At 65.3% G+C, this 25,667-nt stretch carries 18 protein-coding genes; 8 read left to right on the forward strand and 10 right to left on the reverse strand.

Annotated elements, in window-relative coordinates:
- Positions 1-49: 49 nt before the first annotated feature.
- Both IPM49_02035 and IPM49_02040 read right to left on the reverse strand, forming a co-directional pair.
- Positions 50-2,140, reverse strand: a complete 2,091-nt coding sequence (locus IPM49_02035) for a hypothetical protein (GenBank protein MBK9273304.1) — start codon at positions 2,138-2,140, stop codon at positions 50-52.
- Positions 2,137-3,264: an FAD-binding oxidoreductase gene (locus tag IPM49_02040; GenBank protein ID MBK9273305.1), complete on the reverse strand. Its 1,128-nt coding sequence runs from the start codon at positions 3,262-3,264 to the stop codon at positions 2,137-2,139. Before IPM49_02040 ends, IPM49_02035 begins: the two co-directional genes overlap by 4 nt.
- A 91-nt stretch (positions 3,265-3,355) precedes the next feature.
- Between IPM49_02040 and IPM49_02045 the strand changes: the two genes are divergently transcribed.
- The gene (locus tag IPM49_02045) at positions 3,356-7,240 is read left to right on the forward strand and encodes a hypothetical protein (GenBank protein ID MBK9273306.1); all 3,885 of its coding nucleotides are present in this window, start codon (positions 3,356-3,358) and stop codon (positions 7,238-7,240) included.
- Between the two features lie 256 nt (positions 7,241-7,496).
- On the opposite strand, the gene IPM49_02050 is transcribed toward IPM49_02045, so the two are convergent.
- Positions 7,497-8,993: a DUF5106 domain-containing protein gene (locus IPM49_02050; protein MBK9273307.1), complete on the reverse strand. Its 1,497-nt coding sequence runs from the start codon at positions 8,991-8,993 to the stop codon at positions 7,497-7,499.
- Between the two features lie 168 nt (positions 8,994-9,161).
- Here IPM49_02050 and IPM49_02055 point away from each other — a divergent pair, with 168 nt between their 5' ends.
- A complete protein-coding gene (locus IPM49_02055; protein ID MBK9273308.1) occupies positions 9,162-9,521 on the forward strand; it encodes a hypothetical protein in 360 nt (119 codons plus the stop codon).
- A gap of 49 nt (positions 9,522-9,570) precedes the next feature.
- On the opposite strand, the gene IPM49_02060 is transcribed toward IPM49_02055, so the two are convergent.
- Positions 9,571-11,169: a peptide chain release factor 3 gene (locus tag IPM49_02060; GenBank protein ID MBK9273309.1), complete on the reverse strand. Its 1,599-nt coding sequence runs from the start codon at positions 11,167-11,169 to the stop codon at positions 9,571-9,573.
- A gap of 125 nt (positions 11,170-11,294) precedes the next feature.
- Between IPM49_02060 and IPM49_02065 the strand changes: the two genes are divergently transcribed.
- Positions 11,295-12,926: a PQQ-dependent sugar dehydrogenase gene (locus tag IPM49_02065; GenBank protein MBK9273310.1), complete on the forward strand. Its 1,632-nt coding sequence runs from the start codon at positions 11,295-11,297 to the stop codon at positions 12,924-12,926.
- 68 nt (positions 12,927-12,994) lie between these two features.
- On the opposite strand, the gene IPM49_02070 is transcribed toward IPM49_02065, so the two are convergent.
- Positions 12,995-15,958 (reverse strand): lamin tail domain-containing protein, encoded by a 2,964-nt coding sequence (locus IPM49_02070; GenBank protein ID MBK9273311.1) that lies wholly within the window; start codon positions 15,956-15,958, stop codon positions 12,995-12,997.
- 130 nt (positions 15,959-16,088) lie between these two features.
- On the opposite strand from IPM49_02070, the gene IPM49_02075 reads away from it, so the two are divergent.
- Complete coding sequence (locus IPM49_02075; protein ID MBK9273312.1) at positions 16,089-18,062, forward strand: choice-of-anchor J domain-containing protein; 1,974 nt, start codon at positions 16,089-16,091, stop codon at positions 18,060-18,062.
- Positions 18,063-18,520: 458 nt separating this feature from the next.
- Entirely contained in the window at positions 18,521-19,855 is a 1,335-nt protein-coding gene (locus tag IPM49_02080; GenBank protein MBK9273313.1) for a PhoH family protein, read from the forward strand.
- A 170-nt stretch (positions 19,856-20,025) separates the two neighbouring features.
- On the opposite strand, the gene IPM49_02085 is transcribed toward IPM49_02080, so the two are convergent.
- The 4 genes from IPM49_02085 to IPM49_02100 all read right to left on the reverse strand — a co-directional run bounded on the left by IPM49_02085 (position 20,026) and on the right by IPM49_02100 (position 21,929).
- Positions 20,026-20,418: a DUF1987 domain-containing protein gene (locus IPM49_02085; GenBank protein ID MBK9273314.1), complete on the reverse strand. Its 393-nt coding sequence runs from the start codon at positions 20,416-20,418 to the stop codon at positions 20,026-20,028.
- An 89-nt stretch (positions 20,419-20,507) separates the two neighbouring features.
- Complete coding sequence (locus tag IPM49_02090) at positions 20,508-20,912, reverse strand: hypothetical protein (GenBank protein ID MBK9273315.1); 405 nt, start codon at positions 20,910-20,912, stop codon at positions 20,508-20,510.
- Positions 20,909-21,451, reverse strand: a complete 543-nt coding sequence (locus tag IPM49_02095; protein ID MBK9273316.1) for a tetratricopeptide repeat protein — start codon at positions 21,449-21,451, stop codon at positions 20,909-20,911. The genes IPM49_02090 and IPM49_02095 overlap by 4 nt, the downstream gene beginning before the upstream one ends.
- Before the next feature lie 16 nt (positions 21,452-21,467).
- Positions 21,468-21,929: a hypothetical protein gene (locus IPM49_02100; GenBank protein ID MBK9273317.1), complete on the reverse strand. Its 462-nt coding sequence runs from the start codon at positions 21,927-21,929 to the stop codon at positions 21,468-21,470.
- 67 nt (positions 21,930-21,996) lie between these two features.
- Between IPM49_02100 and IPM49_02105 the strand changes: the two genes are divergently transcribed.
- The 3 genes from IPM49_02105 to IPM49_02115 all read left to right on the forward strand — a co-directional run bounded on the left by IPM49_02105 (position 21,997) and on the right by IPM49_02115 (position 25,389).
- Positions 21,997-23,160: a carboxypeptidase regulatory-like domain-containing protein gene (locus tag IPM49_02105; GenBank protein MBK9273318.1), complete on the forward strand. Its 1,164-nt coding sequence runs from the start codon at positions 21,997-21,999 to the stop codon at positions 23,158-23,160.
- A 39-nt stretch (positions 23,161-23,199) separates the two neighbouring features.
- Complete coding sequence (locus tag IPM49_02110) at positions 23,200-24,030, forward strand: alpha/beta hydrolase (GenBank protein MBK9273319.1); 831 nt, start codon at positions 23,200-23,202, stop codon at positions 24,028-24,030.
- 633 nt (positions 24,031-24,663) lie between these two features.
- On the forward strand, positions 24,664-25,389 hold the full coding sequence (locus IPM49_02115; protein MBK9273320.1) for an FKBP-type peptidyl-prolyl cis-trans isomerase: 726 nt from the start codon (positions 24,664-24,666) through the stop codon (positions 25,387-25,389).
- Here IPM49_02115 and IPM49_02120 read toward each other — a convergent pair.
- The gene (locus IPM49_02120) at positions 25,386-25,667 is read right to left on the reverse strand and encodes a DUF551 domain-containing protein (GenBank protein MBK9273321.1); all 282 of its coding nucleotides are present in this window, start codon (positions 25,665-25,667) and stop codon (positions 25,386-25,388) included. The two genes, IPM49_02115 and IPM49_02120, sit on opposite strands and share 4 nt — an antisense overlap.

Consider the following 25,667-nt stretch of genomic DNA (forward strand, 5'->3'; position numbering starts at 1 on the left):
GCTCATGCATGAGAACATCGAGCAGACGAACAGAAGGGAGAGGCATGTGTTACAGCTTAGGCCCATACTGAATCATTTTCGCCCTGTTCTCCGGCTTCATGTCTCGTTTGATGTTCTCTGCCGCATTGAACCACTTCTTTCCGAATTCAGCAGCCTCCTTTGTCTCTTTGGTTACAGGTCGTCCAGTTACAGAGTCGTTTTCGCCTTTCTCATATTTGGCGATGGTCGCCGCAGTTCGACTATTGTAATCTCGATTTGCCTGTGTGCTCCTCTCGTCCATAATGCCCTTGAATCCCGCAAGCCTGTCTTTGTCATAGTCAATGTCGTGCTGCTTAGCATTCGCATCGGTCTCGTCGATCGGCTCTAGGTCGTAGTTGTCGTATAGCTGGCGATAATCGCCTCCAACTCTAGGCAACTGAGGATTATCACCGCCTTGGTAAATGCCATGAAGGTTCTTCACGAATCTGACTTCCATCGGGAAGCCATTGTGCCCTAGTATTCGATACTGGACACCTGGACCCTGACTACCGTTCTTCTTCAGTTCATAGTCCGTGGTGACTTCAATCTTTGTCACCTTCTGATCCTTGTCAATGTGAATGTTGAATGAGGCATACTCCAGACCTTCTAGTTCGACCCCGTCAATCACCCTGTTCTCACTGAACGCATACGGAGAATTCCACGGATACTTCGCCGCCAGCGGATCAACGCTCCAGAACCTCCCCACCCTTGCGTCATGCATTCGATACTCGAACGCATAGCTCGTCCCCGGATCATCGTGTATCTCATCATCCTGTTCCTGTCCCTGGAACCCGAACCGGTACGCCAACGCATGCCGCTCATCGAGCAAACTCCCGAAGGGATCATAGTCCGCGTAGGACAGCACTTCCGCGCTGAAGCTGGTGGGCACCAGGACCGGCGTGTTGATGTCGAGGCTGAAGTCGCTGAGCTTGCGGTCGCCCACCACGGCGCGCACGTTGCCCAGGTGGTCGGTGAGCTCGTAGCGGCGGCGGCCCAGGTGGCGGGTGCTGGTGCTGCGGTCCGGGCCGATCAGCACCGGTTGCAGGGCCAGGGCGGGCTGGATGCCGGGCAGGGCATGGGTGGTCTGGGTGGGGCTGGCATCGTCCGGCTGGGCAATGCGGCGCAGGCCGGTGGTGGTGGTGCACAGCATGTGGGTGCCGCCCTGCTGGGCGTTGCGCCGCACATCGGTCACGTGCCAGGCCATTGGGGCGATGGCGCCGCCGGCCAGGGGCAGGCGGCAGAGGCGCTGGGTGGTGGGGTAGCTCAACCCGCTCACGGTGAAGTAAAGGTAGTCCGCCGCCGGGCTGAAGTCCAAGCCGGTGATGCGGCCCGTGGGGCCGGCGACCGTGAGGGGCGCCCCGCTGAGGGCCAGGCGGCCGGGGTCCAGCCGCACCACGCGCAGTTCGTTGCCGCCCCACTGCAGCAGGCCCATGCCGGTGCCGAAGGTGCGGGCGTAGGCCAGGCGCTGGCCATCGGGGCTGGGCTGCAGGCGCCCCTTGAGGATGGCGGGGGTGGCCGTCACGGTCTCCAGGGTGTGCCAGTCGGGGGTGTTGTTGTCGGCATGGAAGGCGGCCACCGACAGGGCGCGCAGCTGGGCCTGGGTGCCGCTGTGGCCCAGCAAAAAGAGGGTGGTGGGGCCGTAGCCGCTGCGGTCGTCCACCACGGCCATGCCGCGCTGGTAGGTGAGGGGGCCGCCGCCGTCCAGGGGGATGTTGGCTTTCACCACCTCGCCCTGCGAGCCGTGGCCCGTGCTGGAGAGGTCGATGAGGTGCGCGTAGGGCTTGCCGTCCTGGGCGATGGTGAACAGGTAGTGGAGGTGCGGTTCACCGGGCACCTGGGCGCTCAAGGTGGCCCCGTTCCACAGGGCGCCCACCAGCCAGCCGTTGCTGTACATGGGCACGCCGTTGCGGTCGAAGACCTGTGTGCCGGTGATGGGCGGCAGGGGCTGCATCAGCCGCGCGCTGACGGCGGTGAACAGGGTGTTGCCCTGGCGGTCCTCGGCGCGGTAGGTGTTCTCCGAGCGGTCGGCCCACCACAGGGGCAACCCGCCGTTCTGCTCGCTCACGCTGAAGTCGGCGGGGTCGTGGAGGGCGGTGGAGCGGGGGATGATCTGGTTGTTCACCCCTTCAGCAGTTCCACCGCCTGCCGGGCCACGCGGATGCCGATGGCCACGCCCATGCCGCTGAGGCCGACGGCGGCCACCACGCCCGGCCGCACGGGGGCCACCACCGGCGTTTTGCCCTGCGCGCGGAAGCCCATCACCCCGCTCCAGCGGTGGGCGATGACGGGTCGCCGGCCGGGCAGGATGTGCCGGTGCAGGAAGTCCTCCAGCGCGGCCTGCAGGTGGGGGCTGGTGCCTTCGTCCCAGGTGGTCTCCCCGGCCTTGTCCAGGTGGCGCGCCCCGCCCAGCAGCACGGCGCCGTCCAGGTCGCGGAAGTAGTAGTAGCCCTCGTGGGCGTGGAAGGTGCCCTGCAGCCGCAGGCCGGGGATGGGCGCGGTGAGCAGCACCTGGCCGCGCGCGGGCTGCACGTCCACCTCGGGCAGCAACTGGCGGGCGTAGCCGTTGGTGGCCACCAGCACCTGGCGCGCACGCAGGGCGGGGCCGTGGGCCGTCACCAGGTCCACCCCGTGCGCCGTGGGTTCCAGCCGCTCCACGGGCAGGTCCCAGCGGACCTCCACACCGTACTGCCGGGCCAGCTGCAGCAGGGACTGCATCAGCCGGCCGCTGTCCACCGGCCCTTCGCGGTCGGTGCGGGCCACGCGGGTGCCGGAGGCCAGGCCGAAGCGGTCGGCGCCGTCGGGCAGCCAGTGGAAGGTGCCCGGACCGGTGATGGGGCCGAGCAGGTCGTTGAGCCGATCGAACCCGTCGGCCACGCGGGTGTACAGCGGGTCGTCCGCGGCGTACACCTCATGGCCGCCGGTGGGCTCATAGCCGATGGCCTCATCCCCCAGTTCCTTCCGCAGCTCCAGCAGACCCTGCCACCGTTCGGCCACGCGGGCCAGGGTGGCGTCGGGGCCCTCGGCGTCCAGGTCGGCGAGCAGCTCGCTGGGGCTGCCGAAGCAGGCGAAGCCGGCGTTGCGCACGCTGGCGCCGGAGGGGTGGGGGCCGCGTTCCACCACCAGCACGCGGCGCTGGGGCCAGCGGCGGCGGGCGTGCACGGCGGCCCAGAGGCCCACGAGGCCGGCACCCACCACCATCAGGTCCACCGGCTGCCCGAAACTGCGTTGTTCCCAGATGCTGTGCACGGCCGATCGTGGATGGGCTGGGGGCGGGGGCGGACGGCCGCAGCGCCCGGGATGTCGTACTTTGCGGGGTCGTTCAGGACATCCGCAGCGCATGCGAATCCCTCTCGGAACCCGATGGCAAGGTAGGCTGCTCGGCCTGCTCCTCACCCTGCTGGTGACGGCGGGCGGCGCCCTGGCCCAGGTGGACAACGTGTACGTCTACGGCACGGTGAAGGACTACACCAGTGCCAAGAAGATGGACGGCGTGGTCGTGAGCGTCTTCAAGAACGGCGCGAAGCTCACCGAGACCACCACCAACGCCAGCGGCAAGTACGAGTTCAACCTGGACTACGGGGCGGACTACAAGATCGTCTACTCCAAGACGGGCATCGTGAGCAAGAACATCACGATCGACACGCGGAACATCCCGGAGGAGGAGCGGGTGGGCGGCCACGGGATGAACATCGAGATGACCTTGTTCCAGGAGCTGCCGGGCATCGACTTCACGGTGCTCAACCAGCCGATCGGCAAGGCCAAGTTCGACCCCACGAGCAGCGAGGTCACCTGGGACCTGCAGTACACCGAGCAGATCCGCAGCGAGATCGCGCGGTTGATGAAGGAGTACGAGGACAAGAAGCGGCGCGAGGCCGGGGCTGACGCCGAATTCGCCAAGCTGATGCAGCAGGGCGAAGCGGCCATGGGCGCGGCGGATTATAAGAAGGCCGTGGAATCGTTCACCGGCGCGCTGGCGATCAAGGCCGGCGACCCCATCGCCACGGCCAAGCTGAGCGATGCGCGGATGAAGCTCGACGAGCTGGAGGGCCAGAAAAAGCGCGACGAGCAGTATGCGGCACTGATCAAGGAGGCCGATGCCCTGTTCGGCAAGAAGGACTATGAGAACGCCAAGGTGAAGTACAACGCCGCGCTCGACGTGAAGGAGCAGGAGGCGTATCCGAAGCAGAAGCTGAAGGAGATCGACACGCTGCTGGCCGACCTGGCCAAGAAGGCCGAGGAGGAGCGGAAAGCGAAGGAGCTCCAGGCCAGGTACGACGCGGCCATCAAGGCGGGCGATGAGGCCTTCAAGGGCGGCAGGTTCGAGCAGGCCAAGGCCCCATACACCGAGGCGGCCGGCCTGAAGCCCGACGAGAAGTACCCCAAGGACCAGCTGCTGGCCATCGATGCCAAGCTGGCCGAACTGGCCAAGAAGGAGGAGGAGGAGCGGAAGCGCAAGGAGCTGGAGGCCCAGTACACCGCCCTCATCGCCGCGGCTGATGCGGCCTTCAAGGCGGCGAACTACGACCAGGCCAAGGGCAAGTACACGGAAGCCTCCACCCTGAAGCCGGAGGAGAAATATCCCAAGGACCAGCTGGCGGCCATCGAGGCCAAGCTGGCCGAGCTGGCCAAGAAGGCGGAGGAGGAGCGGAAGGCGAAGGAGCTTCAGGCCCAGTACGACGCCGCCATCGCCGCCGGCGACGCCGCCTTCAAGGGGGCGGACTACGAAGGCGCCAAGGACAAGTACAACGAGGCCCTCGGCCTGAAGCCGGCGGAGAAGTATCCGAAGGACCAGCTGGCCGCGATCGACAAGAAGCTGGCCGAGCTGGCCGCCAAGGCGGAGGAGGAACGCAAGCAGCGCGAGCTGAACGAGCAATACCAGGCCGTCATCGCTGCCGCCGACGCGGCCTTCCAGAAGGATGGGTTCGACGAAGCGAAGGCGAAGTACACCGAGGCGCTCACGCTCAAGCCCGCGGAGAAGTATCCCAAAGACCAGCTGGCGGCCATCGACAAGCGCATCGCCGAGCTGGCGGCGAAGGCCGAGGAGGAGCGCAAGCGGAAGGAGCTCGAGGCCCGCTACGCCGATGTGGTGGCGCTGGCCGACGCCCTCTTCGGCAAGAAGGAGTACGACCAGGCCAAGGCCAAGTTCATCGAAGCGGCCAACCTGAAGCCGGACGAGCGCTATCCGAAGGACAAGATCGCCGAGATCGACGGCATCCTGGCCGAACTGGCGCGGAAGGCCGAGGAGGAGCGCAAGCGGCAGGAGCTCGACGCGCGCTACGCCGAGCTGATCGGCAAGGCGGACAAGGCCTATGCCGCCGAGCAGTGGGCCGCCGCGCTGAACGACTACAAGGACGCGCTGATCCTGAAGCCCACGGAGGAGCATCCGAAAAGCCGGATCGCCGACATCGAGCAGCGGTTGGACGCCGCCGCGCAGGCCAAGGCCGAGCAGGAGCGCCTCGCCCGGGAGAAGGCCGAACTGGACGCGCGCTACCAGGGTTTTCTGGCCAAGGCGGACAAGGCCTTCAGCCTCAGCAAGTACGACGATGCGCGCCTGGCCTACACCGATGCGCTGGGGGTGAAGCCGGACGAGCAATACCCCAAGGACAAGCTGGCGGAGATCGACCGGATCCTGGCGGACCTGGCGGCCAGGGATGAGGCCGCCCGCCTCGCGGCCGAACAGGCCGCCCGCGACAAGGCCGCCGCCGATGCCGCCGCGGCCGAAGAGGCCCGTCGCAAAGCGGGGGCCGAGGCGCTGGAGCGTCAATACCGTGAGCTGATCGCCGCGGCCGACCTGGCCTTCGATGGCGAGCAGTTCGACCGGGCCCGCGACAAATACACCGAGGCCCTGACGGTGAAGCCCGACGAGCAGTATCCGAAGGACCGGCTGGCGTTGATCGAGAGCGAGCTGGCGAAGCGGGCCGCCGCCTTGAGCGAGGCGGAGCGGCTGGCCGAGGAGCAGCGCCGGGCCGAGGAGGAGCGCCGACGCCGGGAAGCGGAGGCCGCCGAGGCCGCGCGCCTGGCCGCCGAGGCCGAGCGCATGAAGGGCGAATCGGCACGCCTGCTGGAGGAGCGCTACCGCAAGGCCATCACCGAGGCCGACCTGGCGTTCGGGGCCAAGAGCTGGCCCGAGGCCCGCGGGCTGTACGCCCAGGCCCTGGACATCAAGCCATCGGAGACCTATCCCAGCGACCGCATCGCCGAGATCGACCGCTTGGTGGCCGAGGAGGAGCGCCGCCGCCGCGAGGCCGAGCTGGCCGCTCAGCCCGTGGTGAAGGAGGAATCACCGCCACCGCCCAAGCGCAGCAGCACCACGATCGACATGCGCAAGGAGCAGGAGGCCGAGGAGTTCATGCGCGAGGCCCGGTTGCGTGAAGAGGCCGAGAAGTACGAGCGCATCAAGAAGCTGCGCCGCGACCTCACGGACGAGGAGCTGGCCAACCAGAACGAGGCGTACACGCGCCGGCAGGATGGCGTGACGTACAAGCAACGCATCGAGGAGAACGACCAGCAGTTGTACCAGGGCAGCGAGGAGCAGCGCAAGGCCTACGCCGAGCAGATGCGTGCCTATCAGGAGTCCCTGGCCGAGGCGGAACGGGCGCGTCAGGAGCGTTCGGCACAGGCGCGTGAAGGTGCGCAGGGCACGGTGGACGCCACTCGGGAGCAACAGGCAGAGGCCGCGCGCCGGCGGGATGAGGCCCATGCCGGGCAGGTGGCGGCCCAGCGCAGTGCGGTGGAGCAATGGCAGGCCGGCCTGGAACAGGACGCCCGCATGGGGCTGGACCGCAACCAGCGCGCACGCGATGAGGTGACGGCGCAGATGGACCGTCAGGTGGCCCTGCAGGAACGCGGCGCCGAGCTGGCCCGCGGCCAGCGCGACCAGGTGCAGGAGACCAAGGACGTGCAGGCCCGCGTGGGGCAGCAGCTCAGCCAGCGCGCCACCGATCAGCGGCTCGCCGCGCAGGAACAACTGGCGCGCACGCCCCTGAATCAGCCCAAGGACTTCGCCGATTACAACCGAAGCAAGCTGGCCACCGAGTACCCCCCGGGCGTCACCGAGGAGAGCTACACCGAAGGCAACAAGGTGATCATCCGCCGCGTGGTGGTGAACGGCAACAAGGCGGACGAGTACAGCAAGGTGATCGCCAAGTGGGGCACCTTCTACTTCAAGAACGGCCAGAGCATCACCGAGATGATCTGGGCCAACGAGACCGAGCGCGATTGATCCGCGCTTGAACGATCTCCTGTTCCCCGGACAGGGCGCTCATCGTCACGACCTGTCCCGCCCTGCGGGATGCGCACACGAACACCTGGTCACCTGAGCACATGCTCACATGAGCACATGGCAACGACCTGTACCACCTCATCGGGATGAGCGAACGAACACATGGTCACATGACCACATGGCCCCATGCGCACAGGGTCATCTGGCGAGATGACCACACGCCCCGATCCGCTCCCCTGATGCCGGTTGAACGCCCCTAGGGCTTCGCCGCCGCCTTGTCCCGTTCGCGCAGCCGTTTCACCAGGTCGGCCACCTGGGTGGGGTTGAGCTGCTTGCCCACGATCTTCCGGTCTGGACCGATGAGGAAGAACTTGGGGGTGGCGTACACGTCGTAGGTGTCGGCGTAGTTGAGGCTCTGCAGGGTGGTGAGCTTGGGGATGTACTTGTAGGGGTCCTTCTTGGCCTCCTCGTACACGGTGTGGGTGAGGCCCACGTTCACCCAGTCCATCTTGTGCTCGCGGATGAAGGCCTTCCAGTCGTCGAACAGCTTCTGGTCCGTGGCCTTGGCGACGCTGTACACCTCGATGCCCATGGGGCGCAGGGTGTCGCGGTAGCTGGTATAGATCACCGGCAGCTCCTTCTTGCAGTGGCCGCAGTGGGGGTCCCAGAACACCAGCAGCACATAGTCGTTGGGCAGCTTGTGCAGGCTCTTCCACACCTGCTCGGTGGTGTCGGGCAGGATGATCTCGCTGGATCTGGCGCCGATGACCAGGGGGGCCTGCTTCTGGGCGCGTTCGCAGAGCTTCTTGAGCTTCTCCTCGCTCATCCAGAAGGCCTTGCTGTTGCCGCCCGCCTTGGGGCAGTAGTAGGTCAGCGCCATGTGCACGAACACGGCGTCCATGCCCATGATGTCGCTGGTCTCGTACTTGTAGGTGATGCCGTGCACCACGAAGCGGAAGAGGTCCTCGCTCGGGCCCAGGCGGCCGATGAGGTCGTCGGCGAGCTTGATGATGGTGTCCGGGATCTGGGGCACCACCGCACCGATGTACTCATCGAACTTGTTCTGGAAGACCGGGGTGTGGATGATGCGCGGGTCCTTCAGGTCCACGTGGTCCCAGTAGTGCTCACGGTACTGGTAGTAGGCGGCGATGCTGTCCACCCGGCCGTCGGGCAGTTTGGGCTTCTCCAGGTCCACGGGCATGCTCATCCGAACGATGGCGGCCACCAGCGAGCCCGGGGCCTTGGCCACCAGGTCGGCCTGGTAGGCGCGCACCTCCTTGTCCAGTTCCTCCAGGCGCCCCTTCAGCACGCTGCGGCGGAGCGGGTCCGTGGCGTCGTTCAGCAGGGTGCGCAGGCTGTCGCCCTGTTGCTTGCGGCCGTTCAGGAAGCGGATGTAGCCGAAGAAGAGGCCGTTCTCCTGGCTCTTGTCCACGGCCATGGCGCCCATCAGGTCGGCAGCGGAAGTGCGCATGCGCACCTCCGGTTCGTTCACAATGAACTCGAAGTACTTGGGGCCCTTGACCACCACGGCATACACGCCGGCCTTGTAGCCCTCGGGGCGGTTGAAGAGGACGGCACCTTTGGCGTCGGCCACGGCGGTGTCGGCGTAGTAGAGCTTGTTGCCGTAGTAGTTCGCCAGGAAGACCGTGTCCTTCTCGGCGCCGGTGATGCGGAACTCCAGTCGGCGCTGTTCCTGGGCCAGCAGGCCGGCCAGGGGCAGGGTGGTGAGCAGCAGTGCGGTGGGGATGCGCATGGGGCAAAACTAGCCGGGCCCCAGGGGCGGGGACCGGGTGTTAACACCCGATCAACAAACAGCGGGCCGGGGAAAAGGATCCCCCGCGGGGCTGTGGGCAAGGCAACGTTCGGGGCTTCCGTGCGTCCATGGGGTTGAGCTATCTTTGAACCTCACAATCCCCAGGACATGCGCAGGAGCATCCTTACCCTTTCGTTCGCCGCGTTCGCTGTGCTGGCCTCCGCCCAGGAGCGCCAGGTGAAGGTCGCGGACACCCCGCAGATAAAGGCCAAGGCCGAGGAGCGCACCGAGCTGGTGCATCGCACGGTGAACCTGTCGGAGGCCCAGCGCGCCCAGGTGCTGGACGCCTACCTGGAGGTGGAGCGGTACCGCGACGCGCTGCGCCAGCGCTTCGAGGGGCAGCCCGCCGAGGTGGTGGAGGGCGACATGCCCGGCCAGTACAAGGTGATGGACGAGATGGTGGAGACCCGCCTGAACGCGGTGCTCACGGAAGAGCAGCTCAAGGTGTGGCACGAGGCCGCCAAGTGAGCGATCGACCCGGACCCGTGAAGGCCGCCTGAGGGCGGCCTTCCTCATTTCAGGAGGCCACGGCCGTCTTGAACTCGCTGGTGGTGTGGAAGGTGATGGCCGGGTTCTCGCGCCGCTCCAGGTCCAGGATGTAGGCCGTGGGTGCCATGAAGACCGGGTTGCCGTCCTTGTCCTGCACCACCTGCTGGGCCTTCACCCGGATGAAGCGGTCCAGCGCCTCAGGGTCGGTGGCCGTGAGCCAGCAGGCCTTGTGCGCCTGGATGGACTGGAACGCGCACTTCGCGCCGTATTCGTGCTCCAACCGGTAGGCGATCACCTCGAACTGCAGGTCGCCCACGCAGCCCACGATCTTCTTGTTGCCGGGCTGTTGCACGAAGAGCTGGGCCACCCCTTCATCGGTGAGCTGGCGGATGCCCTTCTCCAGCTGCTTGCTCTTCATGGGGTCCATGTTCACCAGCTCGCGGAACAGCTCGGGTGAGAAGGCGGGGATGCCGCGGAAATGGAAGCGCGCACCGTCGGTGAGCGTGTCGCCGATCTTGAAATTGCCCGTGTCGAACAGGCCGATCACATCACCGGGCCAGGCCTCGTCCACGATGGTCTTCTGCGCGGCGAGGAAGTTGGTGGGCGTGGCGAAGCGCAACTGCTTCTCCAGCCGCACATGGTGGTAGTAGGTGTTGCGCTGGAAGCGTCCGCTGCATACCCGGAGGAAGGCGATGCGGTCGCGGTGGTTGGGGTCGAGGTTCGCGTGGATCTTGAACACGAACCCGCTGAAGGCCTTGTCCTCCGGGGAGACCTCCCCTTGGTCGGTGGGGCGGGGCTGTGGCGGCGGCGCGATGCGCACGAAGGTGTCCAGCACCTCCTTCACCCCGAAGTTGTTGAACGCGCTGCCGAAGAACACCGGTGCCCGCCGCCCGGCGAGGTAGTCATCGAGGTCCAGCGCACCGTATACACCCTCCACGAGCTCCACGTCCTGCCGCAGCTGGCCGGCGGCATCGGCGCCGAGCTGGGTGTCCAGCCGCGGATCGGCCAGGTCGTCGATGTGCACCGCAGCGCCCTCCACCTTGGTCTTCACCTCCTCGAAGAGCCGCAGGTCCTTGTCGTACAGGTCGTAGACCCCCTGGAAGGTGTGGCCGATGCCGATGGGCCAGCTCAGCGGGGTCACCTTGATGCGCAGCTCCCGCTCCAGCTCGTCCAGCAGGTCGAAGGGGTCGCGGCCCTCCAGGTCGAGCTTGTTGATGAAGACCATCACGGGGGTGTGGCGCATGCGGCACACCTCCATCAGCCGCCGGGTCTGTTCCTCCACGCCCTTCACGCAGTCCACCACCAGGATCACACTGTCCACGGCGGTCAGGGTGCGGTAGGTGTCCTCGGCGAAGTCCTTGTGGCCGGGGGTGTCCAGCAGGTTCACCAGCTTGCCGGCATAGTGGAAGGTCATCACCGAAGTGCTGACGCTGATGCCGCGCTGGCGCTCGATCTCCATAAAGTCGCTTGCGGCGCCCTTGCGGATCTTGTTGTTCTTCACCGCCCCGGCGGTCTGGATCGCGCCGCCATAGAGCAGGAACTTCTCCGTCAGGGTGGTCTTCCCGGCGTCGGGGTGGCTGATGATGGCGAAGGTGCGCCGGCGTTCGATCTCCTCGTGAAGGCCCATGGGGCGGCAAAAGTAGACGCCGGGTCGCGAGGCGCCGTCCGTGGGAGCCCAAGGTGGTTCCGTCGGATCGCATCAACGGTCGTCAGCGTGGGCCAGTACCTTGGCGGCAAACCGAACGCGAACGAATGGACCAACGATCCCTCCTGGCCGGCGCGCTGCTGCTGGCCTGCCTGCCCATCGGGGCCCAGAACCCGGTCGAACTGCAACTTGTGCCCTGGGCCAATGGCCTCAGTCAGGTGGTGGACCTGGCCCACGCCGGTGACAGCCGCCTGTTCGCGGTGCGCCGCCAGGGGCTCATCACCATCATCAGCGACAGCATGACGGTGGTGTCGCAGCCCTTCCTGAACATCACTACCGCGGTGAACGACCAGGCCGGTGAGCAGGGGCTGCTGGGCCTGGCCTTCGACCCGGATCACGCCAACAACGGCTTCTTCTATGTGCACTACACGGCCGGCACGGGGAATGGCATCAGCCGCATCAGCCGGTGGCGGGTGAGCAACGACCCGGATTCCGCCGACACGGCCAGCGAAGAGGTGCTGTACGAATGGCCCCAGCCCTTCAGCAACCACAACGGCGGTGATCTGGACTTCGGGCCGGATGGGATGCTGTACGTCACCTTCGGCGATGGAGGCGACGGGGGCGACCCGCTGAACAATGCGCAGGACCTGAGCGATCCGCTGGGCGATATCATCCGCATCGACGTCAGCGATCCGGACACCACTTGGACGGTTCCTCCGGACAACCCGTGGGCGGGCCTCAACAACGATACGCTGCCCGAGATCTGGGCGAGCGGGCTGCGCAACCCGTACCGCTTCGGCTTCGACCGGCTCACGGGCGACCTGTGGATCGGGGACGTAGGCCAGAATGCCTGGGAGGAGCTCGACTTCTGGCCCGCGGGTGACAACAGCGGCCCCAACTTCGGCTGGCGCTGCTACGAGGGCGACTCGCCCTTCAATACGGGCGGATGCCAGGGCATGTCCACCTATGAGTTCCCGGTGAGCGTGCATGAGAACATCGCCACGGGCGGCACTTGGTGCAGCGCCATCGGTGGCCGGGTGTACCGCGGCACCACGTATCCCCGCCTGGTGGGCCGGCACATCTACACGGACTATTGTGCCGGCGAGTTCTGGATGCTGACCCCCGACGGCCAGGGAGGTTGGGTGGATGAACTGGGCCTGGCCAGTGGCACCCAGGGCTACGTGGTGATCGCCGAGGATGTGGTCGGCGAACTCTACGCGGGCAACACGAGCAATGGCCAGGTGCGCAAGATCGTGGACCGCTGCCCGATGGACCCGCCCAGCATCAGCTTTGACGGGGCCGTGCTGAGCAGCACCGTCGCGAACGACTACCAGTGGTTCCTCGACGGCAGCCCGATCAGTGGGGCCACGGGGCAGACCTGGGCGCCGACGACCAATGGACTGTACTACGTGGTGGGCGGTTTCGCGAACAACTGCGAGCTGCGGTCGGACAGCATCCAGGTGCTCACCATCGGCTTGGAGGAGGCGGCCGGCACCGCCCTTCGGGTCTATCCGCAACCGGTGGAGGACGAACTGGTGGTGGAGTGGACGGCGATCGCTGCTGGTGAAAGCTGGCAGCTGGTGGATGCCCTGGGTCGCGAGCTCCTGAGCGGTGGCTGGCCCGCCGGTCGCACCGTCGCACGGATCGATGTGCGCGGGATCGCCCCGGGGCCGGCCGTGCTCCGCCTCATCGACGCTGAAGGCCGCACGCGCGCCAGCCGCCCCGTGCTGGTCCGCTAAGGGACGGTCGTTCAACGAAGAAGCCCCCTTGGCACGCCAAGGGGGCTTCTTCATTCCGAGCGGTCCGATCAGCGGCGCACCACAAGGCGCTCGGTCAGCACACGGTCACCCGCCGTGAGGCGCACGACATAGAGGCCGGTGGGCAGCTGCTGGTCCATGGCGATGGTCCGTTCCACGCGGCCGGCCTGCACGGCAAGCCCGGTGGACAGCACCAGGCGGCCCTGCCCGTCGATGACGTCAAGCACGGCGTTGGTCGTGGTGGCACCGAGGTCGCTGAGGCGGATCGCCAAGCTGTTGCCGTCGTTCGGGTTGGGGAAGACGGCGAAGGCGGGAGAACCGCTCTCGAGAAGGGTGCCGGTGCGGAACTCCACCGGGGCGCCGATGGTGACCTCGCACACATCACCGGCCGGGCAGAAGGAGGCCGCATTGTCCAAGCTCGCCTGAACGGTCACCGCATAGGTGACGCCGTCCAGCAATGGCAGGGTGGCCCAGTTCAGCAGCAGGTTGGTGCTGGTGATGGTGATCTGGCGCACGAAGCCGCCGCCGTCCGCTTCGAACCGGAAGCGGTAGTGCGTGGCGCCCGCCACCGGATAGCAGTGCACCTTGTCGGAGCTGCCGAACTCACGCGTCACCCCGCAGGAGAAGTTGGCGTTGTTGGGGTTGTCGATGAGCTTGGTGGCCGGGCAGGTGATGGCCGGGCTGGGGATGCGGAACCGGCAGGCGGGACCGAACTCGTTGTCCACCCCGTTCACACGGCTGCGGATGCGCACGTTGAGCAGGCGGTTGGTGGGCAGGGGCAGGGTGACGATGCTGCTCAGTTTCAGGTGGCAGGCGCGGGTGGCGTTGGCCGGACCGAACCCGCCGCTGGTGGCGTGGTTGCGGAAGATGCGGCGGCTGTAGCCTCCATCGGCATCGAAGAACCAGAACTGGTAGCCGTCATCGGTCTGGTCACCCACGGTCCACTCCGCGCTCACGTCCGGGTTCTCGGTGGCCACGATCACGTCGTTGGGCAGCCAGTCCTCCTTGTCGCACTGCTGGAAGATGGGCCGGTCGAAGCCCACCGGCACGCAGAAGGGGTTGTTGGCCGAGCCGGTGGCGTTGTAGGTGCCATCGCTGTCCAGCACGCGCTGGCCCGTTGCGTCGGCCAGGATGTAACCGCCGGGTGCATCGATGCCGTCGCCGAAGCCGTCGAACATCACCAGTTCATAGCAGCCGTTGGGCAGGCAGCAGGCCTCGGTGATCGTGCTGAGCTGCTGGAAGTAGGGGCCGCCGGAGCACACCGTGGGGCCTCCGCCGGCCTCCTGGATCACCCAGGTGATCTCATCCGGATAGGTATCCGTGTTGATCGTCAACTCCATCTCGTTCTCCGTGCAGGGCGGGGGAGGCGTGCAGTCCTCGGTGATGCTGCCGATGGTGACGTTGCATTGGGCGTAGGTGTCGTGCGTCACGGTGATGGACACCAGGTCCAGGTTGTTGAAGGTGCCGATGGTGTACACCCCGGTGCCGACGGCCGATTCGAAGTCGAAGTTGAGGTCGTTGAAGATGTCCACCGCGGCGCTGCTGCCCAGATCGGTCACGTTCACTACAATGTCCCACGTGAAGTCATCCACGCACACCGGGTTCACGGTGAAGGTGGGGGGCTCGCAGAGGCAGAACTGGTTGGTGGCGATGTTCGCCTCACCGGGGGTCACGCAGCGCAGGCTGAAGTCCACATTGTTCTGGTCGGTGTCCACGCCGTCCGGGAAGCGGGACAGGCCCTGCTGCTCGTAGCTGGGGATCAGGGCGGGGTTGTCCTCCAGCCCCACGCCGCTTCCTTCGGTGTATCCAACGATATCGCCCTCATAGGTCATGGCATCGAGCAGGGTGTTCGCCGGATCGAGCAAGGCCACGCCGTCAGGGGCGCCGTTCTGAATGAGGTTGGTGGCCGGGCTCACCTGGAGGTCGCAGTTGGCCACGGCACTGCCGGTGCCACAGATCACATAGTAGTCACCGGCGGCCAGCGAGAAGCTCGGCAGCGTGAAGGTGGCGTAGGGCAGGCCGTTGGACCCGTTGATCAACTGCACCTTCACCCCGGCCAGGTCCAGGGCCACCGCACCCGTGTTCTTGATCTCGACGAATTCCAAGGCGTCGGTCCCGTCCTGGTCGTAGTCCACCTCATTGATCAGCAGCACGGTGTAGTCCAGCGGCGGTTCGCAGGTGGGCGCCGGACCACTAACAGTGATCGCATCACACGGTGCGGTGAAGGTCACCGAGTAGGCGTCCGCGTCGCTGATGCCGCTCACCACGATGGTGCCGTTGGACACGGCAGCGGGATCGTCCCCGCCCACACTGCCAGTAACGCTGTTGTTCACCACGGTGATGCCGGCCTGAACGCCGGAGTATGCGATGCTGAGGTCGTAAGTGTCGCCCGGGCCGGGGTTGGTGCTGTTGCAGGTGGCTGTAACCGTGCCGATCGTGATGCCACACGACGGGACCGAGAAGCTCTGGCCGTTGTTGAAGGCGCCGGGGGTGGCGGTGGCCTGCGCGGCCCACGTGAAGTTGCCATAGACCGTGCCTGTGCCGGTGAGCTGAAGCGACTGGCCTTCGACGTTACCGGGTTCGGACACACCGATATCCGTGCTGGTCTGACCATTGGCCGCGCCGGCGGTGGCGGTGAAGCTTCCCTCGTAGCTCAGGAACTGGATCACCACGCTGCTGCCGTTCACCAGGGCCACACCGTCGGGCGAGCCGTTCTGAAGGCCGCTGATCGGGGTCCAGACCACGCCATAGCCGCCGCCCAGATCGGGGATCGTCCCGCTCAGCGTGCCGATGGGGGTGTAGTTGGCGCCGCCCGAGCCATTATAGGGGATGATCGTCCATCCGGTGAGGTCGGTGCCGGCCGGGCCGGCGATCTCCACGCCTTCCCCGCTGTCGCCGCTGGCGTCGTCGTAGTGGATCTCGTTGATGAAGACGGTCTGCGCCGAAAGTGCACCGGCCGCTAGGAAGGCCGTCAGCAACGGTGCCATCCGTGCCGGTTGGGTCATGTGGCTCATGGGTGAGGGTGTTTGGGTCAGGGATGCAAAGCTCGAACGGGAAAGTTAACCGGGATCTGGGGAACTGTTAACCCTGCGCGGCGTGTCCTGGATCGGGGCCAACCACTACTTTGCACCATCACCCGACCCCATGCGCATCGCCATCGCCCTTGTCGCCTCCCTGCTGGGGGCCGCCGCCGCAGGCCAGACCGTGCTCTACACGGAGAACTTCGAAACCGCGCCCACCTTCACGTTGAACACCACGGACGTCGGCTCCATCAGCGGTGGGGCGAACACGTGGCTCATCAACAGCACCTACGCGGGTGGCAATGGTGACGTGGACTGCAGCGGGTTCACGGTCACCTTCACCATTCCATCCACTGCGGGCCAGCCCGGGGGGATCCAGCCGGCCAATGGGAACTACCTCCACACGGCGAGCACGGAGGCCGTGGCCGATGGCATCACCTGTTGCTCCTTCGCCGCCGCCGATGGGTTCTGCACCGACCCCGGCAACCACTTCGCCCGCATGAGCACGGACATCAGCACGCTGGGCCAGACCGATGTGACGCTCTCGTTCTGGTGGCTCTGCAATGGGGGCAACCAGAACTATGGTGAGGTGTACTACAGCACCAACGGTGGAAGCAGCTGGAACCTGATCACCACGCCCATCAGCCAGTATCGCAACCAACCGACGTGGACCCAGCAGAGCATCATGCTGCCGGCCTTCGACAACCAGGCCACGCTGCGGTTCGGCTACCGCTTCGTGAACGGCACCTCGTTGTTCGGTGGACAGGACCCCGGCTTCGGTATCGACAACATCCAGGTGAGCGCGGCGGGTGCGCAGCCGAACGCGTTGACCACCACCACGGTGAGCCCTGTTCAGGTGTGCGTGGGAGGCACCGTCCAAGTGGTGTACACGGCCACCGGTACCTGGGGGGGCGGCAACGTGTTCACCGCGGAGCTCAGCGATGCGTCCGGGAGCTTCGCCGCTCCTGTCGCGGTGGGCAGCATCGCCTCCACCACTCCGGTCCCGATCACGGCCACCATCCCGCTGGGCACCCTGCCCGGCACCGGCTATCGCCTCCGGGTCACGGCGAGCACACCGGCGACCACGGGTGCGCCGAACGTCCAGGACATCACCATCTCGGTGGGCAACAACGCGGGTGCGGGTGGCAACATCTTCATCTGCAAGAACACAGGGCTGTACACCTTGCTGAACGAACTGACCGGCTCTCCGGACAATTGCGGCACCTGGACCGGTCCGAACGGGAACCCCTTCAATGGCGTGTTCGATTCGGCCAGCGACCCGGGCGGCTGTTACACCTACATGGTGGCCTGCAGCGTGGGTTGCCCGGCGGATGACACCGACCTGTGCATCACGCTCATCGACGGCGCCAATGCCGGGCAGGACGCCAGCGCGGCCGTGTGCAACGCCGACGGCGCCCAGAGCCTGTTCCCCTTCGTGGTGGGCGGGGACCTCACGGGTCTCTTCTTCGATGGGACGATACCCCTGGTGGAGACCCCGCAGGCGGCCGGCACGTACGACCTGACGTATGTGGTGTATGGCCAGGGACCATGTCCCAACGACACGGCCTCGCTGGTGCTGGTGGTGTCGGACAGCGCGTGGGCAGGTGCGGGTGGAACGGTGACGTTCTGCGCGGACGACCCGGCCACGGCGCTCTTCGGCCTGCTGACCGACGGTCCTGACCAAGGGGGCTCGTGGACGGACCCGAACAACCTGCCGTTCGGTGGGGTCTTCGTTCCAGGTGTCTCTCCGGTGGGTCTGTACACCTACACGGTGAACGCCGTGGCGCCCTGTCCGGCGGACGAGGCGGTGTTGGCCGTGGTGGTGGACCCGTGCCTTGGAGTGACCGAAGCGGATGGAGGCCAGGCCGGCCTTCGGTCGTGGATGGAAGGGAACGTGCTCACGCTATCGTGGTCGTTCGCAGGGGAGCCGATGATCCGGATCCTGGATGCGGGTGGGCGGGCCGTTCCCGTTGAGGTGGAGGCCGTTGACCCCGGACAGGCCCGGGTGGGCATCGGCTCCCTGGCCGAAGGGGTCTACACCGTGGTGCTGACCGATCGCGCGGTGCGGGGGGCGGCCCGCTTCGTGATCACTCGCTAGTGTGTTGGCGATCGTGGATGGATCGTGGACAACCCACGGTCCTTCGTCTCACGGGCCCCGGATAACTTGCCCCTGCCTTGGAGCCGAGCGCCGAGGTCGTGTTCGGGACGTGGGCCGGAAGGCCAGCCTGGTAAGAGGTGCGGACCGGACGGCATGAGCAGGCCAGCCACGCTTGTGCGGACCAAAGCAGTACCGGGGAGCCCGATCGCAAGAACGGTCCCGGTGGTGTGAAGCGCAGGTGAAGAGGGCGTGAACCGGGGATCAAGGTCCACGGGGCGCGTGAGCAGGGGTCGCCGAACGGGCGACCCCTGCTTCGTTCCTGCCGGCTGCGATCGGCGCGGGAAACCGGCGCGTGACGCGTATTCCGACACGATCGATCGTGGATAAGTGCGCCGCACCGCACCGGGCCGGGGGGGGCAAGGGGCGGATACATTTGGTCAGCAACGTTCCTTGATCGGATGAAGAAGAAAGACCGGAAGATCTTCGTGCTGGACACCTCGGTGATCCTCTACGACCACTCGGCCATCGAATGCTTCCAGGAGCACGATGTCGCCGTCCCCATCCAAGTGCTTGAAGAACTTGACACCTTCAAAAAAGGCAACGACACCATCAACTATGAGGCGCGGGAGTTCATCCGGCACCTCGACGGCATCGCCCAGCGCGACCTGCTGACGGATTGGATCCCCCTGAACGGGCCCACCAAGGGCAAGTTCAAGGTGGTGGCCAAGCACGACCTCAACGGGGTCGATGCCACCAAGGTCTTCCAGGACAGCAAGAACGACCATCAGATCATCAATGCGGCACTGACCCTTCAGCGACAGCACAAGGACCGCAAGGTGGTGCTGGTGAGCAAGGATATCGCCCTGCGATTGAAGGCCAAGAGCCTGAACATCGTGGCCGAGGACTACCTCACGGGCAAGGTGCAGGACATGCAGCACAAGCTGTACACCGGCCGGACGGTGCTGGACGATTACAATGAGGGGCTGATCGACACCTTGTTCGAGCAAGGCAGCCTGCCGGTGGACGACCTGGGGATCAAGCGTCCGCGCGGGAACCAGTTCTTCATCCTCCGTCACAAGAAGAAGAGCATCCTGGCCAAGTTCGATCCGCGCACGGGCATGGTGGGTCGTGTGGAGAAGCAGAACGTCTTCGGTATCGGCCCCAAGAACGCCGAACAGGCGCTGGCCATGAGCGCGCTGCTCGACCCGGAGATCAAGTTGGTGACCTTGCAGGGCGCCGCAGGGACAGGAAAAACGCTGCTGGCCCTGGCGTGCGCCTTGGAGCAGCGGCGGATGTACAGGCAGATCTATGTCACCCGCCCGGTGGTGCCGCTCAGCAACAAGGACATCGGCTATCTGCCGGGGGATATCCAGAGCAAGCTTGATCCCTATATGCAGCCCTTGTGGGACAACCTCAAGCTCATCAAGGGGCAGTTCGAGAAGCACGACAGCACCCCGAAGCGCATCGATGAGATGCTGGAGAACGAGAAGATCGCCATCGCGCCGCTGGCCTACATCCGCGGTCGCAGCCTGAGCAACATTTTCTTCATCGTCGACGAGGCCCAGAACCTGACACCGCTGGAGGTGAAGACCGTGATCAGCCGAGCGGGGGAGGGCACCAAGATCGTCTTCACCGGGGATGTCCATCAGATCGATTCGCCCTTCCTGGACGCCGAGAGCAATGGGTTGAGCTACCTGATCGACAAGGCGAAGGACGACCCCCTGTTCGCGCACATCACACTGGAAAAAGGGGAGCGCAGTCCACTGGCCAACCTGGCGAACGAGTTGTTGTAGGAGCGCTGTGTGCCCGTGCACACGCTCATCCCACGGGCGACCGTGCCCGCGCACACCCCCCACGCGCGGTGTCGAGGGACAGGGTCAGTAGCTGTGCAGACGGTACGACGGGCGCCGCTATCGCGACGCCATCGGGCAGGATGAACCCTTGTTGGGCACGGTGGAGCGCCTCAAAAGAGCTCCTCCACTTCGATGAACTGGAAGTCGAGGCCGAAGAAGCGCTGGTAGTCCTTGCCGGTCTCGGCCATCTCTTCGTCCCCGGTCTCGAAGTGCCAGTTGACGTGCACGCGCTGGCCCCGTTCGTTCACGGCGTTGAGGCGGTCGAAGATGTTGTAGAGGTGTTTGCTGCTGCTGGTGTCCAGGTAGTCCAGCTTCATGTTCACCGTGGTCTCCTCACGTGGCGCACGGAGGTATTCGTCCAGCCAGCGGTAGACCCTGCTGTAGAACTGTTCGGAGTTCGCGGGCAGCGAACGGCCCACGAACTCCATGGTGCCCTGCTCCAGGTCCATGTCGATCTGGGGAGAGGTCTCGGTGCGGTCGATGTGCAGCAGCTTGGTGGCCATGGGGTACGGCACGAAGCTACCGGCCCCCTGACCGGGCCACCCGGTGGATCCCGATGTGATGCCAACAATGGGGCGTGAACAGCGGCGCGTCAGCGACCGCGGTATTCCGTCAGGATCTCCTGGTCGCTGGGAAGCACGATCTCGGTATCGTTCACGCGCCGCACCCAGTAGAGGTATTTGCCGGTCCCCTGGCAGGCGAAGGCGGCCATGGTCTCGTTCGCGGCGAGGGCCTTCACAGGAAAGGTGCGCCAGGTCCCGTTCTTCTCCTGCATGGCCACCTTCACTTCCACGAGCTGTGGGCAGGTGTTCTGCAGCTCGATGAGGTAGGTGCCGCTGAAATCGCGCTTGTACCCCTCCTTGTAGAACTCGCACTTTTCGCAGGGCTTTCCCCATGCGGAGGAGGCCTTCACGATGCAGTCGTTGGCGTCCATGTCCTGGGCAAGTGCACGGACGGCCATACCCAGCGTGAGGAGGATGGTGGAGAGGCGCTTCATTTGCAGCGGTTGTTGGTGAGGATGATCCTGGCCTCGGCATTGCCCATGCGCTGGCTCGTTCGCCAATCCTTGCACGCACCGGCCGGATCGCCTGAGCCCTTCCTGGCCCAACCCCTGTTGTTGAAGGCCTCCTCATTCCTGGGGTCCAGGGTGATCACATGGTCGAAGTCGCGCATCGCCTTGTCGTACTGCTGCAGTTTGTTGTACGCGCTCCCCCGGCTGGTGTAGGCCCAGAGGTGGTCCGGTTTCCGGGAGATCACGGCGCTGAAGTCGGCCACCGCCAGCTCGTACCGCTTGGTGAGGGAGTGGCAGAAGCCGCGCTGGAGGTAGGCGTTGAGGTGCCCGGCGTCCTGGTCGAGCACCTTGGTGAACAGGGCGATGGCCTCGTCGTAGGCTCCGCGTTGATAGGCGCGTTCGCCTTCGGTGTAGAGGGCGTCGATGGCAGCAGCATCGGACCCGCCGGCCAAGGCAAGGTCCTGCGCGTTCGCCGCCTGTGTCAGGACGAGCGCAGCGGAGAGGGATAGCACGATGCGGTTCATGGTCACGGTTGAGTGGTCACCTTTTACGCTGGGGACGGGCATGGGTTTCGGCCGCCTTCCGGGCGATCTCCTGTTGGGCTTCGCTCACCAGGGCCGCCAGCAGCCCGATCGCCCTGGCGCCGTCGGCATCACCGGCGGCCACGGGGAACACACTGCGCCCGGTGTGGCGGATGACGTTCATGCGGAACACCTCCTTTTCGATGCAATTGGCATGGTCCGAAGCGCAGGTCATCACCACGGCGGATTCCTCCTCCGAGAATTTGAACCCGTCCGGGTCGAGGAACTCGATGTAGACCACATCCTGGCGGAAATGCCCGGTTCGGTCGAAGAGGTCGGCCACAAGGCGGTCCTCCTGATCGAGCCTGAACCGGACCGTCCCTTCATAGAGCGCATTGAGCTCCTGAAGGATGACGCCGGGCGATCGGCCCTGGAGCAGGACCGCGGTACAGAGCAACCACAGACTGAACAGTGCGCGCATGTCAGGGAACTTGGGTGCGCCCTCTTACGTACACGCGGCGACCGGGTTCCCTGTCCGGTCCATCCGCATGCCCCACGCATCGAAACTCCTCCTGCTGCTCTGCGGTGTTCTCCTGACGTCCATGGCGTTCGCGCAGCGGGCGTTCACCATCACCGGTCGGGTGAAGGTGGAGGGCGGCGGACTGGAGAACACCAAGGTGGTCGTGTACAAGAACGGAGAGAAGGACCGGGTGCTCACCAGCGGTCTGGGCAAGTTCAACCTGGACCTGATGCTCAACGCGAACTACGTGCTGAGCTTTGAGAAGGACGGCTTCGTCACCAAGAAGTTGGTGTTCGACACCAAGGTTCCTGCGGATGCGGCAGCCAACGGGTTCTCCCCATTCGAGTTCGCGGTATCGCTGTTCAAGCAGTACGACGACATCAACATCGTGGTCTTCAACCAGCCCGTGGGCATGATCCGGTACGAAGCGTCCGTGGACGATTTCGACTATGACACGGACTACACCAAGAGCATCCAGTCGCAGCTACAGACCGTGATGGAGCAGGTGGAGCAAAAGCAGGCCGAGGAGCAGCAGCAGGCGAGGGAGCAGGAGAAGCAGGCCGCCGAAGCGGCGAAGGCGAAGGCCCAGGCCGAAGCGGAGGCGAAGAAGGCCGCGGAGGCCGCGAAAAAGGAAGAGGCCAAACGGAAGGCCGCCGAGGAAGCCGAGGCCGAACGACTTGCCGCCGCCGAGCGCAAGGCCGAAGCGGAACGCAAAGCGGCGGAGGCGCGCAAGGCCGAGGAAGACCGAAAAGCCGCCGCGGCAGCTGCCCGGTCCGCTCCGCCGCCGAAGCCGGCCGCTGCCGTGATGTCCAGGGAAGAGCCACCGCCGCCACCTCCACTGCCCCGGGTCACCCGCAACGCCCTTGCCGCCCGCGTGGTGGAAGGGGAGGATGGACGCCGCACGCAGAACCCGGTCGCCGGAGAGGAGCCTTCACCGGTGCGACCCGCCCAAGCCCAACTGGGTTCCGAGGACCGTCCGGAGGAACCGGTGCACCTGGCCGAGGTGGTCCGGGAGGAGGAGCTGATCGTGGAACCCAACAAGGTGATGACCGTCATCCGGCTGGAGCGGGAAGGGGTCAGCACCGAGTTCAAGCGCATCGTTCACAAGTGGGGCGGTGTGTTCTATTTCAAGAACGGCGACAGCTGCACGCGGGAAGTGTATGAGAGCGAAGCCCTGGCGACCGCCGAATGACCTTCGGTGCCCGGGCTGTGGCGCAGGTAACTTCGCCGGGTGTTCGCTTGGTTGACGCTGCTGTCCGCCGTGGCCGTGGGTTATGCGGCTCTCTGCCTGGTGTACTATCTGCTGCAGGAGCGGCTCATCTTCGTGCGGCATCCGCTTTCGAAGCGGTACAGATACCAGTTCGCTCATGCCTTTGAGGAACGATGGATCACGGGGTGCGATGGAGCCGAACTGCATGGGCTCTACTTTCCCACTGAGAACGCCGTGGGCGTGGTGCTCTATTTCCACGGCAACACGGGCACACTGCGGCGCTGGGGCAAACGGGCGCCCCGGTTCACCCGCTCGGGACATGCGGTGTTGATGCCCGAACCACGGGGGTACGGGAAGAGCAAGGGCCGCTTGAGCGAACGCGCCATCCTGGCGGACGCCTTGCTGTGGTACGATCATCTGTGCACCGAATGGCCGGAAGATCGGATCGTGGTCTACGGCCGTTCGCTGGGCAGTGGATCGGCGGTGCCTGTGGCCGCGCAACGCAACCCAAGGTCCCTCGTGCTGGAGTCGCCGTTCGCCCGGCTGGTCGATCCTGCGCGGAATTATTTCCGTTGGTTACCCTACGGACTCCTGCTGAACTACCGGTTCACCAACGATGTCGCGATCAAGCGGGTGCGCTGTCCGGTCTGTATCTTCCATGGCGAACGGGACGGGGTTGTGCCCGTTGCCAGTGCATTGAAGCTCTACGCAGCCATTCCCAACTCCGTGGAGCGTCAGATGGTCGTCTTCCCGGCCGGGCATCACAACGACCTGGCGCGGTTCGCCCGCTATCACCGGGTTCTTCGCACTCTTCTGTCCCGACCTGAGAAGAGGAAGGAGCGTGGAGGATGAGGGAGGCAGGTCGACCCTGAAGAAGTGTTGCCGGGGGCCTGTGAGCGGTCAAGCGCACAAGGGAATGGTGCGGGGTGACGATCCCCTTGATCGTTCAGGGTGGAGCTTCGAGGTCGCCTGACTGGAACCGGTGTTGGTGCATGGCGTTCATCAGGTGGTGGTACAGCGAAGGGAGGACCCTCTTGATATATGTATGGCCATACATACTTCAACCGAACGAGTTGTCGTGTTCATCTGATTGGACATCAGGTGGTTATGCTTAAAAGAGTTCATCCGGAGCTCTCCTCCTATAACCTAGGCTCCTGTTCGGAGAACCTCAACGAAGCGTGTCAGGACGCGACGATCACCCGGTTCAACAAGGGAGGAGAAAGAATGTATGGCCATACATAGGTCAGTGATGCTTCCGGTCGGAACAGCCCTACGTTGCCGCAGCGGACATGCGACTCGCAGACTCAGGCGGGTCCTTGAACCGCCCCCGTCGTCTGGCATGAGCACCTGTACGGCGTTGTCCTGGATCTCGATCCTGAGGTGGAGGCGCCATGGATCCGTGCATGGTCATGCGGGGAATGCGCCCCTGACCGACCTGACCGGAACGGGCAACCTATCTTCGCCGCCCATTCGAAACCACTCATGATCATCCGATCCCTGTTGACCGCCCTTGTCGCCGTGTTGCTCACGGCCTGTTCCAATGAGGTCACCGGCCAGAAAGGCCGGAACGCGCCGTTGCGGTCGAACATCGACTCGGTGAGCTACGGCATCGGCACGGACATCGGCCACAACATGAAGCTGAGCGGACTGGATTCGCTCAACGTGGACGCCATGGCCATGGGCATCCGCGATGGCTTGGACAGTGCTGAGCGGATCAATGCGGACAATGTGCGGTCATTGGTTCAGGCCTACATGCTCGCCGCCCAGAAGAAGGTGATGGAGCGTGAACAGAAGGAGGGGGAGGAGAACCTGCGGAAGGGCGAGGCCTGGCTGGCTGAGAACGGCAAGAAGCCCGGCGTCACCACCACACCCTCCGGACTCCAATACGAGGTGCTCCAGGCCGGCACGGGACCGAAGCCCACGGCAGAGGACGTGGTGAAGGTCAACTACAGGGGCACCTTGTTGGACGGAACGGAGTTCGACAGCTCATACAAGCGCGGCCAACCGGCCATGTTCGGCGTGGGGAATGTGATCCCGGGCTGGGCGGAGGCCATTCAGCTGATGTCCGTCGGCTCCCGGTACAAGCTCTTCATTCCTGCGGGTCTGGCCTACGGCAACAGCCGTGGTCCCGGAGGCGACCTGCCCCCGAACAGTACGCTCTTGTTCGAAGTGGAGCTGTTGGAGATCGTTCCGCCAGCTCAGGGGCGCTAGGTCACGGGGGCGGGAGGCAGGGGTCGCCAGTGGGTGACGGCCTCGAAGAACTGGTTGCTGGAGCCTTCGCCCGCCCACAGGTGGGGAGAGGTCGTCCTTCCGGTCTTGCTGGGGTTGTGCGTGAAGTGGTCCTGCAGGAACCGAAGGATGACCACCTCGCGAAGTTCAGTGGCCCCGCTCTTGCCAGGCAGGTATACCAGATGCTCAGGCACCCAGCAGAGCACGCGTTCCCCGTTGCCGGGCAGGCGGTCCGTGATGCTGATCCACCCGTCGTTCAC

This window comes from Flavobacteriales bacterium, assembly GCA_016715895.1.
GTDB lineage: Bacteria > Bacteroidota > Bacteroidia > Flavobacteriales_F > PHOS-HE28 > PHOS-HE28.